At 63.6% G+C, this 15,337-nt stretch carries 13 protein-coding genes; 8 read left to right on the plus strand and 5 right to left on the minus strand.

Going from position 1 to position 15,337, the window contains the following annotated elements:
• Positions 1-69: 69 nt before the first annotated feature.
• On the plus strand, positions 70-972 hold the full coding sequence (locus BLQ92_RS08050; RefSeq protein ID WP_090683265.1) for a LysR substrate-binding domain-containing protein: 903 nt from the start codon (positions 70-72) through the stop codon (positions 970-972).
• A 6-nt stretch (positions 973-978) separates the two neighbouring features.
• Here BLQ92_RS08050 and BLQ92_RS08055 read toward each other — a convergent pair whose 3' ends face one another.
• A complete protein-coding gene (locus BLQ92_RS08055; RefSeq protein WP_090683266.1) occupies positions 979-2,382 on the minus strand; it encodes an MFS transporter in 1,404 nt (467 codons plus the stop codon).
• A 277-nt stretch (positions 2,383-2,659) separates the two neighbouring features.
• On the opposite strand from BLQ92_RS08055, the gene BLQ92_RS08060 reads away from it, so the two are divergent.
• Positions 2,660-4,612: an aconitase family protein gene (locus BLQ92_RS08060; protein WP_090683268.1), complete on the plus strand. Its 1,953-nt coding sequence runs from the start codon at positions 2,660-2,662 to the stop codon at positions 4,610-4,612.
• Positions 4,613-4,834: 222 nt separating this feature from the next.
• A complete protein-coding gene (locus BLQ92_RS08065) occupies positions 4,835-6,307 on the plus strand; it encodes an MFS transporter (protein ID WP_090683270.1) in 1,473 nt (490 codons plus the stop codon).
• Between the two features lie 41 nt (positions 6,308-6,348).
• On the opposite strand, the gene BLQ92_RS08070 is transcribed toward BLQ92_RS08065, so the two are convergent.
• Complete coding sequence (locus tag BLQ92_RS08070) at positions 6,349-7,605, minus strand: MFS transporter (protein WP_090683272.1); 1,257 nt, start codon at positions 7,603-7,605, stop codon at positions 6,349-6,351.
• A gap of 101 nt (positions 7,606-7,706) precedes the next feature.
• Entirely contained in the window at positions 7,707-8,633 is a 927-nt protein-coding gene (locus BLQ92_RS08075) for a LysR family transcriptional regulator (protein WP_090683274.1), read from the minus strand.
• Positions 8,634-8,752: 119 nt separating this feature from the next.
• Here BLQ92_RS08075 and BLQ92_RS08080 point away from each other — a divergent pair, with 119 nt between their 5' ends.
• The 4 genes from BLQ92_RS08080 (at position 8,753) to BLQ92_RS08095 (ending at position 12,519) form a co-directional block, all read left to right on the plus strand.
• A complete protein-coding gene (locus BLQ92_RS08080) occupies positions 8,753-9,664 on the plus strand; it encodes a LysR family transcriptional regulator (RefSeq protein ID WP_090683276.1) in 912 nt (303 codons plus the stop codon).
• Positions 9,665-9,926: 262 nt separating this feature from the next.
• Positions 9,927-11,189 (plus strand): ATP-binding protein, encoded by a 1,263-nt coding sequence (locus tag BLQ92_RS08085; protein ID WP_143016531.1) that lies wholly within the window; start codon positions 9,927-9,929, stop codon positions 11,187-11,189.
• Positions 11,190-11,318: 129 nt separating this feature from the next.
• Positions 11,319-11,978 (plus strand): glutathione S-transferase family protein, encoded by a 660-nt coding sequence (locus BLQ92_RS08090; RefSeq protein WP_090683281.1) that lies wholly within the window; start codon positions 11,319-11,321, stop codon positions 11,976-11,978.
• A gap of 196 nt (positions 11,979-12,174) precedes the next feature.
• Positions 12,175-12,519: a superinfection immunity protein gene (locus tag BLQ92_RS08095; RefSeq protein ID WP_090683283.1), complete on the plus strand. Its 345-nt coding sequence runs from the start codon at positions 12,175-12,177 to the stop codon at positions 12,517-12,519.
• On the opposite strand, the gene BLQ92_RS08100 is transcribed toward BLQ92_RS08095, so the two are convergent.
• A complete protein-coding gene (locus BLQ92_RS08100) occupies positions 12,510-12,800 on the minus strand; it encodes a hypothetical protein (protein WP_090683285.1) in 291 nt (96 codons plus the stop codon). The two genes, BLQ92_RS08095 and BLQ92_RS08100, sit on opposite strands and share 10 nt — an antisense overlap.
• A gap of 438 nt (positions 12,801-13,238) precedes the next feature.
• Positions 13,239-13,415, minus strand: coding sequence for a hypothetical protein (locus BLQ92_RS39880; RefSeq protein WP_175772647.1), 177 nt, complete (start codon positions 13,413-13,415; stop codon positions 13,239-13,241).
• Between the two features lie 12 nt (positions 13,416-13,427).
• On the opposite strand from BLQ92_RS39880, the gene BLQ92_RS08105 reads away from it, so the two are divergent.
• On the plus strand, positions 13,428-15,335 hold the full coding sequence (locus BLQ92_RS08105; RefSeq protein ID WP_244106337.1) for an SPFH domain-containing protein: 1,908 nt from the start codon (positions 13,428-13,430) through the stop codon (positions 15,333-15,335).
• Positions 15,336-15,337: the final 2 nt, after the last annotated feature.

A 15,337-nucleotide genomic window follows, 5' to 3' on the forward strand; every position in this document is an offset into this window, starting at 1 on the left:
CCAACGGCACCATGCCGTGCCCAAACCACCAAGTGATACCCTAACTCACTCGCCTCCTCGCACCGCCCCATGGAAAACCTCCTCAAAAAGCTCGACCTGACCTCGCTACGCCTGTTCGTCGCGGTCTGCCAGGAAAAGAACATCGCCCGTGCCGCCGAGCGCGAGTTCATTGCGTCCTCGGCAGTCAGCCGCCGTATTGCCGAGATCGAGGCCTTGATCGGGCTGCCGGTCATCCAGCGGCAATCGCGTGGCATCACCGTCACTCCGGTTGGCGAGACGGTACTGCGCTACGCGCAGGCCATCATTGCCAATATCGAGCAGATGAGCGCCGAACTCTCGCGCTTTTCCTCGGGGGCGAAGGGCAGGGTGCGGGTGGTGGCGAACCTCTCATCGATCGTGCAGTTCCTGCCGGAAGACATCGCCGCGTTCACGCGCGTGTTCCCTGAGGTATCGATTGAACTGGAGGAGCAAAACAGCGCGGACGTCCTGCGCATGGTCGAAGAGCATGCCGCCGACTTCGGTATCTGCAATCCCGTCGCGGGCGTCGACGCCCTCGAGCACGTTCCGTATCGTGCCGACCGCCTTGCTGTGCTGCTGCCCGCTGCGCACCGGCTTGCGCAGGCGCAGCGGCTCGCGTTCGCCGATCTGCTCGATGACAGTTTTGTCGGCCTGCACAGTGAGAGCGCGCTTACTCAGCTTCTCGCGCAGCAAGCCGCACAGGCCGGGCGCCAACTGGACGTGAAGATCCGCGTGAACAGTCTCGATGCGCTGTGCCGGATGGTGCACGCGGGACTTGGCGTCGCCGTGGTGCCGGAGCAGGTGGCGCAGTTGTATTTGAACGCGCTCGATGTCGCTCTGTTGCCCTTACGTGACGAATGGGCGCAGCGAAGGCTCATGCTGGTGTTCAAGGCACGGGAGCAGCTGAGCGCGAGCGCGGCCGCCCTGGTCGGCTTTCTCGGGCAAGAGGCGTAACAGGACCTAAGCGGCTCTGTGGCGTTCCAGCCGCGCGAACACGCCGATCGACAACAGCAGAACAAGCGCCACCGAAGCCAGCGCAACGCCAAACTGCCGATAAGCGGCCTCGCCATCCGCCGAGGTCATGAAAATGCCGAACACGGCTACGCCGAACGCGCCGGCTATCTGCCGGAAGAAATTCACCACGGCCGAGATCATGCCGCCGCGCTCCGGGCCGATCGAGTTCATCGCGATCGCCGTGATCATCGACGGGATGAAGCCAATCCCGAAGGTCGTCACTGCGAAGGCCGGCAGCATCAGGGCATAGCCGTTGCGCAGTGCAGGAATGGCGAGGTACAGCAAGCCGGGAATCATGAACACGAAGCCGATCGCGATGGTGCGTTCGGGGCTGTATATCCTGCTGATCTTGCCGCTCAACAGGTTGGAGACGATCAGCGGCAGCGTGATCGGGATGAAGGCGAGGCCTGCCTGCAACACCGTCATCTTCAGATAGTGCCTGAAATAGAGGCTCGAAAAGAACACTACGCCGAAGTAGACGAAATTCACCATGACGGCGATTAGCAATGCCTTCTGCAGTCCGATGTTGCGAAAGATCTCCAGCGGAATCGCCGGATCGTGCGAGCGGTTCTCAACCCGAATGAACAGGGCGAAGCTCGCCACCGCTGCCACCACGAGCGCCTGTTTCACATCGCGCGAAAGCTCGACGTAATTGATGATGAGAACCAGAAGCGTCGTGGCGAAGCAAAGAATCAGCCCTTGGCCGAGCCAGTCCTGCTTCCTCGCCTGGCGCACTGGCGTGGCCCTCACGTATCTCGCGGTGAGAAAGATGCCCAGCGCACAGACCGGCAGGTTAATGAAAAAGATGTACCGCCAGTTGGCGATGGAATTGATGACGCCGCCGAAAATCGGACCACACGTTAAAGCAGCGCCGCCAAACGCCATCCAGATGGACACGAGCGTGAGCCTGAGGCTCTTGTTATCCGGCAGCGACCAGTTAATGACAGCGAGCGAATTCGGCACGATGATCGCCGCGCCAATGCCCTGAACGAAGCGCGCCAGCAGCATGGTGGGCACCGTGGGCGCGATGCCGCATGCGAGCGAGGCGACGCAAAAGGTCGCGTACCCGAGAAGCAGAAAATTTTTGCTGCCGTAGCGGTCGCCGAGCACGCCCGCCGAGAGCAGCACGACAGAAAACGACAGCGTATAGGTATTGACGATCCACTGCAGCATGGCCACGTCGATCTGAAAGTACTGCTGAATTGCGGGCAAGCTGAGGTTGACGATCGAGACGTCGAGTTGCACCACGAAGTAGCCGAGCGACGTGGCCGCCATTAGCAATACAAGCTGCCAGGTGCGCATCTTGTCGTTCACGCCGGCAGTCGCGAATGCAGTCGGAGTCTCGCTCATTGCTGTTCTTCACTTGGGGTACGGATGGCGGGGCCCTGCGCCACGCTGTGCCGGAGTTTCGTGGTCACGCAAGGATGCAATGTGCCGAGTTAAGTGTCCAATACATTATTTGCTGAGTATTAGGTCGGAAAATGTACTAATGGGCTCCGTGTTGGGCCAGAACTCATCAACAGCCTCCATTACGCCGAACCGTCTCCAACCGAGACCTCAGCGTTGCCGCACCAGCACTTCGGCCACAGCGCTGGCCGCCGTATAGTGGCTGAAAGGAGACTCCCCCATGGAAGATGCCATCCGCCTCGACGGCCGCGTGCTGTATTTGTCGCAGGATCCTGCCATTGTCGCGGCCCAGCTTGACGGCCGCGATTTCACGCGCGCCACGGCCGGCCCGCTGCGCGATAACGTCTCGACCGACGAGATCACCCCCGTCACCGTGATGCTCACCTACGACGAGCGCCTCGGCCAGTTCCCCTACGTCGGCTTCAAGGCCGGCGAGGTCTTGCCCATCGGACGGGACGCGGTGAAGAACGGCGGCTTCCGCGTCACGGTGGCCGGCAAGCGCTACGGCAAGGGCTCATCACGCGAATCGAGTCCGCTGGCGGAATTGTCGGCGGGCATCCGGCTGATCGTCGCCGAAAGCTTCGAGCGCATCTATCAGCAGAATTGCGACAACATCGGCATTCTGACCACCACCGACTTCACGGTGCTAGACCGCCTGAGCGCCGGCGAGGCGGTGCCGATCGACGAATTTCTCAAGGGACGCGATGCACTCACACAGCAGATCATCCGCAGCGGCGGCCTGCTCGCGTATAGCAAATTCGCCGACTGGCCGGCGCCGCGCTTGCGCGATGCGGCTAATACTGCGCACGCTACGCCAAACCCCAAGACCCTCGTCGAGAAAATCATCGAGCGGCACCTGCACCCCGGCATCGCCAGCGCGCAGCGCGGCGACGGTGTATTTATCGCTGCTGACTGGCGCTTTAGCCACGACTATTTCACCGGCATGTGCGCCCACCTGATGCATCGGGCTTTCGGCAAGCCGGCGCCGTTGCATGCGCCCGATCACATCATTGCGTTCCAGGACCATCTGGTGCTCGCCGCACAAAGCATCCCGCACGTTCGCGATGGCCTTTTGCCGGGCGTGGCGAACCTCGCGCAGGGGCACACCTCGTTCGCGCAAGACTATCCGGTGCGCTCGCATGGCGCACTCGACGGCGTGCCCGGCTCGGAGGGCATCTGTCACGCGCTGATGGCAGAGCAGTACGCGCTGCCGGGCCAGGTCGTCACCGGCACCGATTCGCACACGCCGCATTCGGGGGCACTCGGGTGCCTGGCATTCGGTGCGGGCGCAACGGAAATCGCCAATAGCTGGGTGACGGGCTACGTGCGCTGCAAGGTGCCGGAGACGTTACGCATCGAGATCGAGGGCCGCTTGCGTGAAGGGGTGACCGCCAAGGACGTGGTGCTCCATCTGCTGCAACTGGACACCATCCGCTCGGGCGGCGCGATCGGCCTCGTGTTCGAATACGGCGGCGACGCCGTGCGCGCCATGTCGATCGACGAGCGCGCCACGTTGACGAACATGGTCGCCGAACTGGGCGGCTTCACCGGCATTGTCGAACCGGATGAGCGCACCGTGGCCTTTCTGAAGGAGCGGCGCGGCGTGGATTTCGCACTGGAAGGCTGGATGAAGAGCGATGCTGGTGCGGTATATCGCGACACTATCCGCATCGACGCCGCCACGCTGCAGCCGATGCTGGCACGCCCCGGCGACCCCGGCAACGGCGTGCCGGCGCCGCAACTCGAGCAGGAGGTGGCGATCGATATCGCCTACGGCGGCTCGTGTACCGCCGGCAAGCGCGAGGACTTCGATTTCTACCATGAGGTGCTGCGCTGGGGTGTCGAGAACGGCCTGACGGTGGCGCCGCACACGCGCCTCTACCTGCAGTTCGGCACGATGGCGGTGCGCCGTTACTGCGAAGAGCAGGGCTATCTGCCGGTGTTCGAGCAAGCCGGTGTGACGCTCGTGATGCCCGGCTGCGGCTCGTGCGCAAACTGCGGGCCGGGCCAGTCGGCTAGCGCGGACGAGGTGACGATCAGCGCGATCAACCGCAATTTCCCCGGGCGCTCAGGGCCGGGCAACGTCTGGCTGGCAAGCCCATACACCGTGGCCGCGAGCGCGCTGGCCGGAAAAATCAGCACCTTCGAACAATTGAAGCTCGCACGCGGCTAAAATGCTGGCCGGGTCTGGTGGTCCTGTCGGTCCCACCGACGAGTCCTTTGGGTCCGGCTTTTCGGCAAAATTCCCGTCGCCCGCGGCGTTGAGCGCAAGCTAAGGTGGCAAGCCCGCCGACACGCATGCTCAGGCAAGTTGGCTCACGAGTGCTACGGAGAACCGGCACAAGACCGGTCACCCAGACAAAACACACAGAGCAGCACGCAGAAGGAGACATGCATGGCCACTCCCGAACAAACCGGGTCCGCTATCCCCGCAACTGCCGGTTCGTCCGTAGCCGGCACGGCCGGTCACACTCCCGGTCATGGCGCCGCCGCGGCGCTCGACGCCGGCACGATTTCCGCGCGCCTTGATCGGCTACCCGCGACGCGTTCCATCTGGAAGCTCGTCGTGCTGCTGAGCCTCGGCTTCTTCTTCGAGCTCTACGATCTGCTCTACACCGGCTACGTTGCGCCAGGTCTCGTCAAAAGCGGGCTGTTGACGGCGACCACGCACGGCCTGTTCGGCACGACCGGGGTCGCGAGTTTTATCGCCGCGCTATTTTCGGGGCTGTTTATCGGCACCATCGCGTGCGGCTTCCTCGCCGACCGCTTCGGGCGCCGCGCGGTGTTCACCTATTCGCTCTTGTGGTACACCGCTGCCAACGTCGTGATGGCGTTTCAGGAGACCGCGACCGGGTTGAACTTCTGGCGCTTCCTGGCAGGCGTCGGGATCGGGGTCGAACTGGTGACGATCGGCACGTACATCTCCGAACTGGTCCCCAAGCAGATCCGCGGCCGCGCCTTTGCTTGCGAGCAGGCGGTCGGATTTACGGCGGTGCCGGTGGTGGCGTTTCTCTCGTATCTGCTGGTGCCGCGTACGTTGTTTGGTCTCGATGGCTGGCGCTGGGTGGTGCTGATCGGCGCACATGGCGCGCTGTTCGTCTGGTGGATCCGCCGCGCGCTGCCGGAGAGCCCGCGCTGGCTCGCGCAGCAGGGACGGGTGGCAGAAGCCGATCGCGTGATGAGCGAACTCGAAGCGAAAGTGCGCAGCGAATACGGCCGTGAGTTGCCACCGCCTGCGCCGCCGGTGCCGGTCGCTCCGCGCGGCAGCTTCCGCGATATGTGGGTGCCGCCGTATCGCAGCCGCACGCTGATGATGACGATCTTCAACATCTTCCAGACGGTCGGCTTCTACGGCTTCGCGAACTGGGTGCCAACGCTGTTGATCAAGCAGGGCATTACGATTACCACGAGCCTGATGTATTCGAGCGTGATTGCCCTCGCAGCGCCGCTCGGACCCATCATTGGCCTCTTTATCGGCGACCGCTTCGAGCGCAAGACGGTGATCGTCGTCATGGCGGCGGTGAATATCGTCTGCGGGTTGTTGTTCAGTCAGGTCGCGCAGGCGGTGTTGCTCGTGAGCCTGGGCGTCTGCCTGACATTGGCTGGCAACATCATCTCGTATAGCTTCCACGCCTACCAGACCGAGCTGTTCCCGACCAGCATCCGCGCGCGAGCGGTTGGCTTTGTCTACTCGTGGAGCCGCTTCTCGGCGATTTTTACGGCCTTCCTGATTGCCTCGGTGCTCAAGGAGTTCGGCACGACCGGGGTGTTCGTGTTTATTGCCGGCGCGATGCTGATTGTCATGCTCGCGATTGGTTTGATGGGGCCCCGAACAAAGGGTATTGAGCTCGAAAAGATTTCCCAATAGCCAAGGCGCTCGAAGCGTGTCGGGGTAGGGCGCGGTTCAACTCAGCTTTTCCGCGCCCACTGAGCGAGTCCCGCGCACGCAACCAGCAGCGTGCCGGTGACGAAGAACACCGAATGCAGTCCAAGCGACACACCGATCGCGCCACCGATCACTGGCCCGACAACTTGACCGCAGAATTGAGCGGACTGCAGATAGCCAAGCATTTGCCCGGTCTTGCTTTCGTCGACCGATTGCCGGGCCAGCTTGGCAATGGAAGGCAGCAGCCCAGCGAGGGTCATCCCCATCAACACACGTAATCCGGCGAGCTGCCACCACTCTACGACGAAGGCCTGCGGGATCATCACGAGGCCGGTCAGCACCAGACAGCCGACGATGACATTCCAGCTACCGATGCGGTCAGCCAGTGCGCCGAGCCGTGCCGCCGTCAACATGCTGCCCAACGCGGAACACGCCATGACCACGCCCGCGATGCGAGTCAGGTGATTGGCCTGAACACCCAGACCGCCGATATACACCGTGATGATCGGTTCGATCGACATATTCGCGAGCAGAACCATCATCGCCGTCACGAGCAGCGCGGCCACCACCACGTAGTTGGACCGGCGCATTGGGGCGGCGGCCTGGCTGGCGGTGCGGCTCTTCGCGTGGTCGGCCGGGTTGAAGTCCTCCTTCACGACGAAGATCGTGAGCAATGCCGCCACGGCGATCATCGCGCCGCCGGCGAAGAAGGTGCCGCGAATGCCGATCCATTCCGGCAACAGGCCGCCAATCAACGGTCCAACCAGGTTGCCCGCGAGCGCGCCGGTCGAGAGGATCCCCAACGCCCAGCCGGCGCGCTCACGCGGCGCCTGCGAGCCGACCATGACGGTGGAGGCCGACGAATAGCCGCCCACCAGACCCGCGATCAAACGCAGCGCGACCAACTGATGCACGCTATGGACGACGCCGATTAACGACATCACCACGGCCATGCCGATGGCAGCGCGCACGAGCATCGGCTTGCGGCCGTAGCGATCCGCCAGACGCCCCCAGAGCGGCGCCGTGGCCGCTGTGCCGAGAAAGGTCGCACCGAATGCGACGCCTGACCATTGAATGATTGCCGACGGCGATTCGACACCCAGTTGCCGGACATACAACGGCAGGAACGGCAGCAGCATGCTCAGGCTGACGAGCGTGGTGAACGAACCGAATACGCAGACGGCGAGATTGCGTTTCCAGTGAAGCTCGTTGCGCTCGGCGTAACCGAGCGAGGCCCGCGGGTGAGCGGGACGCAAAAGGGAGTGAGCAGCTTGATTCATTTCAACCTCAGCGCAGCAAACAGATCGATAGCCACACTGTAGATTGAACCGCTTCAGGAGAGAATCGCCTCGCGGCGGAAGACATTCTTCCGCCGCTCGATTCAATCGGTGCCGGTGGTCACCTGAAACTGCTTGAAATGACGGCGCAAGCGCGGGGTCGCGAAGTCGATAAAAGCGCGTACCTTCGGGACCGAGAGACGTCCCTGCGGAGTCAGGAGATGAACCGGGAGCGGCACAGGTTCGCTATCGCGCAGGACGATCTTGAGCGTGCCGTCTTTGATCTGCTGGGCCACGTGGTAAGAGAACATGCGCGTGACACCATGGCCGGCCACGGCCGAGGCAACGGCGGCCCGGATCGTGTTGACGATGAAACGCGGCGCGAATTGCACCACCAGAGGAAGCGTCGAGTGACCTGTTGGCGGAAAGCTCCACGAATCCAGCCCGAAATGCGTCATCGAGATGATGCGATGCTGGGCGAGATCGGCGGGTTCCTTGATGCGGGGGTGCTTCGCCAGGTAGCGCGGCGCAGCGGCGACGACTCGCCGGACTTCGCCAACCGGGATCGCGATCAACGTCGAGTCGGGTAGATGCGCGATGCGCAGCGCCACGTCGATGCCCTCGTCGATCAGGCTCACCGGACGGTCGAGCAGTTGCAGGCGCACTGAGACGTCTGGATAGCGTTCGATGAAGTCGTCCAGTATCTGCCGCAGCACGTCCTCGCCGGCGGCGACCGGCGCGGTCACAGTCAGCAGACCGCGCGGCGCGGACTTTTCATCCGCCACCAGCAGATCGGCTTCTTCGAGTTCAGTCAGGATACGCCGGCAGGCGGACGCATAGCGCTCGCCCGCTTCGCTCAGCTTGATGGTGCGAGTGGTCCGGTGCAGCAGGGCGGTTCCGGTGTGCTCTTCGAGGAAGGCGATCGCCCGGCTCACCGCTGCGGGAGAGCGGCCAAGCCGGCGGGCTGCGCCTGCCAGGCTGCCTTCGTCGAGCGTAGCGACGAACACCTTCATCGCGTCGATTCGGTCCATGTTGGGTCCGGTAGTCGGCGGCGTGATTGCCTCCCGAAGTCTACCGCGCGTACACTCCTGATCCAATCCATGGCGCCGCGCCAGCAAGTGGCTCATGCCCCTGGTCAGTTGGAGCAACCATGCAGCGTCAATTTGAAGACCTTCTCCTGGGCAGCATCGAACTGTTCTGCCTCGCCGCCGAGCTGGAAAGTTTCACCTCCGCTGCGACGGCGGCAGGCGTCACGCCTGCCGCCGTCAGCCGTTCGGTGGCGCGCCTCGAAACGCGCCTCGGTGTCAGGCTGTTCGTCCGGACGACGCGACAGATCCGCCTAACCGATCTGGGACGACGGTACTTCGAACAGTGCCAGCAGGTCCTGAGGCAACTCGCGGAGGCGGAGCGGGAAGCGACGGGACAACAGGTCACACCGGCTGGCGTCCTGAGAATCAGCATGCCGACGCCGTACGCCCATTACCGCGTGCTGCCCCTGTTGGCGGAGTTTCGTGCGCGCTACCCGCAGGTCACTGTCGAAACGCACCTCAGTAACCGCAACATCGACTTTGCAGACGAAGGCTTCGACCTGGCGATTCGTGGGCGGGCGCCACGGGACTCCAGTCTGATTGCGCGCAAGCTCGAGGACGCGGAACTCGTTGTCGTGGCATCGCCCGCGTATCTGCGCAAAGCCGGCAAACTGAACACGCCGGACGATCTGATCAACCACGACTGCATCCAGTTCGAATTGCCGAGTAGCGGCCGCAACATACCGTGGCAGTTCATGCTCGAGGGCGAGGACGTCGAGGTCGCGACGCTCGGCGGCTATGGCTCATCGGGCGACGTGCTTGGCGGGGTAACGCTGGCGCGTCACGGGGCGGGCCTGTTCCAGACCTATCGGTTCGTGGTCGAGAAGGATCTCGCGGAGGGGACGCTCAAGGAACTGCTCAAGCCGTTTGGCGGCTGCTCGCGGCCATTCATCCTGCTTTATCCGCACGCCCAGCACCTGTCGTCGCGGGTGCGCAGTTTCGTGGACTTTCTGATGGAGAAACTGGGCGCGTAGAGGGCAGCGCTGAGCCGCGGAAAGATTGTGTAAGGACTTGTCGCCCAAGGGGCCTTATTCGTAGGTTCTAATGTCGCCCGCATGAGGGATTATCGGCGTGCAAGTTTGCCTCGCAGGCTCGCGCCTCCCCATTCCGGTCTTTCTTAAGGTTAACGGACGCCGCTGAGGATTCTTTACCCATGTCGCCGACTATTTGACTGACCCGTAGCTGCACTGGCCGCCGCGGGCAGCACAGCTTCCGACTGACAACGAAGAGGAATCGTTGAATACCTTGTTTGTAAGAACCATTTTGCTGTCGATGGTGGTGCTGTTCTCGGTGCGCGCAGGGGTCATGCTGCTGGTATCCGATGCGGCAAGCAGCGACCGCAGCGCTCTGCAGACTGCCGCCTTCACCGAGCACCCAGGTCCCGACGATCGACCGGGCACGCTCTCCGAGCCGCTTGCTGCGATGCCGATGGCGCCGGTTTCACTGGTCCCTGCCGCGATGAAGCTCGACCTCGCGGCGCGGCCGAGAATTGTCGACTTTCGCCCGGCCGTGTACGAGGCGCCGGGTTCCGCCGCGTTGCTGGAGGTTGCGGACACGTGGGCGCCGCACGCGCAGGACGGCGCTCGCGACAATCCGGCATGGTCCGATGAGGTCACTGAGTCGTGGCCGGTGGATTGCCGTTTCGCTTTTGCTGAGTGGGGCTTGTCGCTGGTGCTTCTTGCGCTTGCGTGCCGCGGCCTGTGGCGCGTGCAGCGCCCCTTGCGCAATGTGGCCCACGCGGCCCGCGAAACGGCCGAAGCGGCTCACACGGCATGCAGCCGTCGCATCGCTGCGGCCGTGCGCGAAGAGGGGCCGAGCGAGTTGCGTTGCGTGGTGCGGGCATTCAATGAAATGTCGCGGCGCCGCAATGAGGCGCTCGAAGAGCAGGCGGCGGCGCTGGCGGGACTCGCCCGGCACATGGAACATCAGGCGGCACGGCTGCGCAGCCGCGCGCTTGAGGTCAACGAGTGGCACAAGCGGGTGGCGTTCGTCGAAGACATCGATTCGTTTTCGGACATCGCGCAGCAACTGCTCCAAGTCGCGGGACGCGGCAATGGTGCAGAACAGCTCGTCTCCGTCGATGGCTTCTTGCGCGACCGCTTCTCGATGATCGGCACCATGGATGGCGCCTTGTTCGCCTGCGATCTGAAGGCCGGACCGCAGTTTGTGATGCCGCGCCCGCTGCTCGAACGCTTGATGTCCAACCTCGTCGACAACGCGCTCGAGCATGGCGAGCCGCCCATCGAGATCAAGACTTCACGCGATGCGCACGGCTGGCTCCTCAGCGTGCGCGATCATGGCGCCGGAATCCGCGCGAGCGAAATGGCGAGTGCCACGACGCCTTTCGTGCGCTTGAACGCCACTCAAGGCAGCAGCCAGCACTGGGGCCTCGGTCTCGCCGTGGTGGCGCGGCTGGCGCGCAGTTGCGGTGCGAGTCTCAAACTGGGCAATCATCCCGATGGCGGCCTGTGGGTGCGCCTCGTTCTGCCTGCACGTTGAACACACCCGACGCACAAATTTTCACGCCAATGTCGATCTGCGACGCCGCGGTTCGTCGTAAGGTAAAGCATGCTCTCTGGCGCGCGAGCGTCCGGCAGCTTTCCTCCTTCGTGAACCTAGGCGACCGTCATGACACTGAAGCTCTACGCTCATCCCTTTTCGTCTTATTGCCAGAAGGTTTTAATCGCGCTCTACGAAAACCAGACGCCGTTCGAATTCCGCCAGATCGCCCATGACAACCCGCAATTGATGGCGGAACTCACCGCGTTGTGGCCATTCAGGAAGTTTCCGGTACTGGTCGATGCCGGCCGTACGGTGGTCGAGGCGACCGTCATCATCGAGTATCTGGGCTTGTACCATCCGGGGCCGGTCTCGCTGCTGCCGGCGGATCCGCGCGCAGCGCTCGAGGTGCGCAGCATGGACCGCTTCTTCGACAACTACGTCTCGACGCCCCAGCAAAAGGTAGTGGCCGATAGCCTGCGCGCCGAACACGAGCGCGATCCGCGTGGGGTAGCCGACGCCCGCGCGATGCTCGACACCGCTTACGCCTGGCTGGACAAGACGATGGCAGGACGCGAATGGGCGGCGGGCGAGCGCTTTAGCCTCGCCGATTGTGCGGCCGCGCCGTTCCTGTTCTACGCGGACTGGACGCATCGCATCGACCCGTCGTTTGGCAATGTGCTGGGCTACCGGCGACGACTGCTGGCGCGGCCGTCCTTCGCTCGCGCCGTCGACGAAGCCCGTCCCTACCGCCCGCTGTTCCCGCTCGGTGCGCCCGATCGCGATTGAGCCGTGCAGGGCGGGCCGGAGCGGTCCGGGCCGATTCGGGGCTATTGTTAGCAATACGGCAACTGTGATTTCAGTCTATCGGCATAGACTTTCAATAGGATTCCCCTAAACTTCACTCCACTGTCGCGCTGGCCAAGTGGCTTGGCAGCGCGCTCCCCAGCAACGGAACACAGCGGTAGAAAAGTGAGGTGATCTCATGGTGCAGATACTCGAGGGAGTGGCCGTTCTCGGCGCATTTACCCTTTATATGATCCCGTCGATCGAAGCCGATGCACGCAATCGCGACGACGCCTTTGCCATCACGATGGTGAATGTCCTGCTCGGCTGGACGGTGATTGGCTGGATCGCGGCCTTTATGTGGGCGCGCCGTCCGGCGAGCGAGAAGCGTTTGACCCATCTGGTGCAGCGGACCCGCCGCGCGGTGGCGCGGGTTACGATCGCAAAACTGGTCGCGCACGCCGAGCTTCGTGCCGCATTGCAGCGGCGCATGACCGGCAAGCTGCGCGTGCGCTCCCGTGCTGTATTGGCGCGTCAGTCCTGAGCCGGGGTCGCGGTGCCCGTAGTTGCGTCGCCGCTGAACGGTTTGGCGGCGCCTTCGAGAAAGCGGCGCGTCGCTTCGAACGACTGCAGCATTTGATCGGGCCACGGTGTTTGCAGCATGACGGCCTGATGGTTTTCGAAGGCGCTCGTCAGCAGCTTTGAAAGCTCGGGCGATTGCAGGTGGCGCAGCAGCACGCTCACCGCAATGGCGGTCGCCTGACTGGCGCCGGCCGTCTGCAGTTCGGACGTGGTGAGGGCGGCGAGTTGTTTGTTGATGTCCATGATTGCAAAACGAAAGTTGTGGATGATACCGCGCCCCTCAGGCCCGGACAACCCGTGGGACGGCGCCTGCGCTCGTGGCTTCGGCGCGCCGCCACCGCCACAGTTACAGCCCAATCCAGCGATTTCATATAATTTGGGTTTTACCATCAATAGCCGGAGATTATGCCGCGCGTGATCGCTACGATTGGGCCGCTTAGTAAAAAACTCATGGCGAAGCGATTTCAAGCCGGTTTGAACGGCATTATTGACCGTAAGCCATATGCATAAAAGTGCTTATGCGCAAACGTAAAATCGCTCTAAGGATTCGATAAATCACCAGAGTTAGCTCGTTTTTACGGGCACTATGTCTTCGCCTATGGGCACGAGGCGCCGCCGCAAGCTGCTTGCGTCAACTGTCGCGGCCACACCGCACCGCCATTCCTCCGTTCAATAAGCGCGTCACCATTCTTCAATTGATCGAGCATCGTTAAACACGCGCGGCTCACGATTCACTTGAGTTTCGAATCCCGACGCGTTAAATTCGGCTCGCACGCCGCGGGCGCTGCCAAACAAATCCTGACGAAATACATACAGTTGCATACCGTTGAGCGGGTTCAGGAACTCGCCGCAGGTCATTTAAGGATAGCGATGTTGCATCAGGTGCAAAGCGACGAAGAAACCACGCGCAGCTATCCCGTTTCTGCCATGCGGATCGCCTCGATCAGTCTGGCGCTGGCTGTAGTGCTCGGCGTGCTGCCCCTGCTGCGGGGTGGCTGGTTCGATATCCGCTGGTGCGCCGCCTTGTCGAGCGCATGGCTCGATGTGTTCACGGTCGCGCTCGCGGCCCGGCTGGCCAATACGGGCGGCCGGCACACTGCCACGAGTTCTGCTCAAGCTTCTTCTCAACCATTAGGCTTGCAGGTCTGGCGCCTCGCATGGTGGCGCGCGGCCGCTTCGGCGGTGCTCTCGACGTTGCGCGCGATCCGCTGGCAGCCTTGGGCGGTGCTGGTGTGCGCCGCGCTCGCGGTGGCAGTGGCCTCGTTCGCGTGGCAGCCGCCGGTTCAGTTTGAGTTGGCCGCCGTCTTGCGCCCGCCTGGCGCTGCGCTGATTGCCGGTCTCGCTGCGTTCGCGCTGGCGTTTGGCACGCTCGTCGCCGAGTTGTTCTTCTCGATGCATGCCGAGCGCGGCCGCGCCTGGGCGTCGCTCGCCAATGTGCTGCGCGCCGCACTGCTTAGCGCGCTGGTCGCGGCGATCTGCGCGGTGTTGCTTGCGTACGCAGGCTTTGCTGCCCAGTGGCCCGTGCGGGCCATTGCGGTTTTCAGCGCGGCGATTGCCGCCGAATTCGCACTGCGCGCCGTGTTCTCCTGGTTCGCGCCGCCGCAGATGCGCAGTGGCGACGCCAGCGTGCCCGATAGCCTGGTGGCAAGCCTGCTGCGTCTGCGGCCCTCGCCGCTGGCGCGCTTTAGCGCGCAACTGCGCAGCCGCTACGGCATCGACTTGCGTCAGAACTGGGTGTTGCAAAGCGTTGTGCGCCTGCTGCCCGCGGCGCTCGGCACGATTGTGGTGTGTGCGTGGCTGCTGACGGGCGTCGTGATCCTGGGCCCGGAGCAGCGTGCCGTCTATGAGCGCTTCGGTGCGCCGGTCGCGGTGTGGCAGCCGGGGCTGCATGTGGCGCTGCCCTGGCCGTTCGGCAAGGCGCGCGCCATCGACAACGGCGCGGTCCATCAACTGGTCGTGTCCGGCTCGCCCGAGGATAGCGCTGGCGCCTCTCCGCTGGTGCCCGCCGACGCCCAGACCCCCGAGCAACTGAACCGTCTGTGGGATGTCGTGCACGAAGGTGAAACGAGCCAGGTGATTGCGGGCGCGAGCGGCGACCGGCAGAACTTCCAGATCGTCAGTGCCGATGTGCGGCTCGATTACCGCATTGGTCTCTCGGATGCCGCGGCGCGTGCTTCGCTGTATCGCGCGGACGACGTGCCGGCCACCGTGCGGGCGATTGCGAATCGCGAGGTGGTGCGCTATCTGGCGTCGCACACGCTCGACTCGCTGCTCGAAACGCGTCAGACCGTGATGGCCGATACCTTGCGCCGCGCGGTGCAGGTGCAGCTCGACGGCATCTCGAGCGGCATCGAAGTGGTGGCGGTGGTGATCGAAAGCGTGCATCCGCCGGCAGGCGCTTCGGCGGCGTGGCACAGCGTGCAGGCCGCGCAGATCCGCGCCGAGGCGAGCGTGGCACAGGCGCAGGGACTCGCCGCCCAGTCGCTCGGCGACGCCCAGCAGCAGGCGCAGACCGCGGTCACGCAAGCCGACGCGCAAGCGGCCGATATCACTTCGGCCGCCCAGGTGCAGCAAACCAGTTTCAATGCCGACATGATCGCCGCCCAGGCGGGCGGTCCGGCGTTCGTGCTCGAGTACTACTTGCACAACCTGCAGAAAGGCTTGCAGAACGCTCATGTGACGGTGATCGACGACCGCCTGGTCGAAGGGAATCGCGCCACCATCGACCTGCGCTCGTACGGCGCCGGCGACGCGGCCGGCGCGCGGCGGGTTTATTGATG

It is taken from the genome of Paraburkholderia phenazinium, from assembly GCF_900100735.1.
Lineage (GTDB): Bacteria > Pseudomonadota > Gammaproteobacteria > Burkholderiales > Burkholderiaceae > Paraburkholderia > Paraburkholderia phenazinia.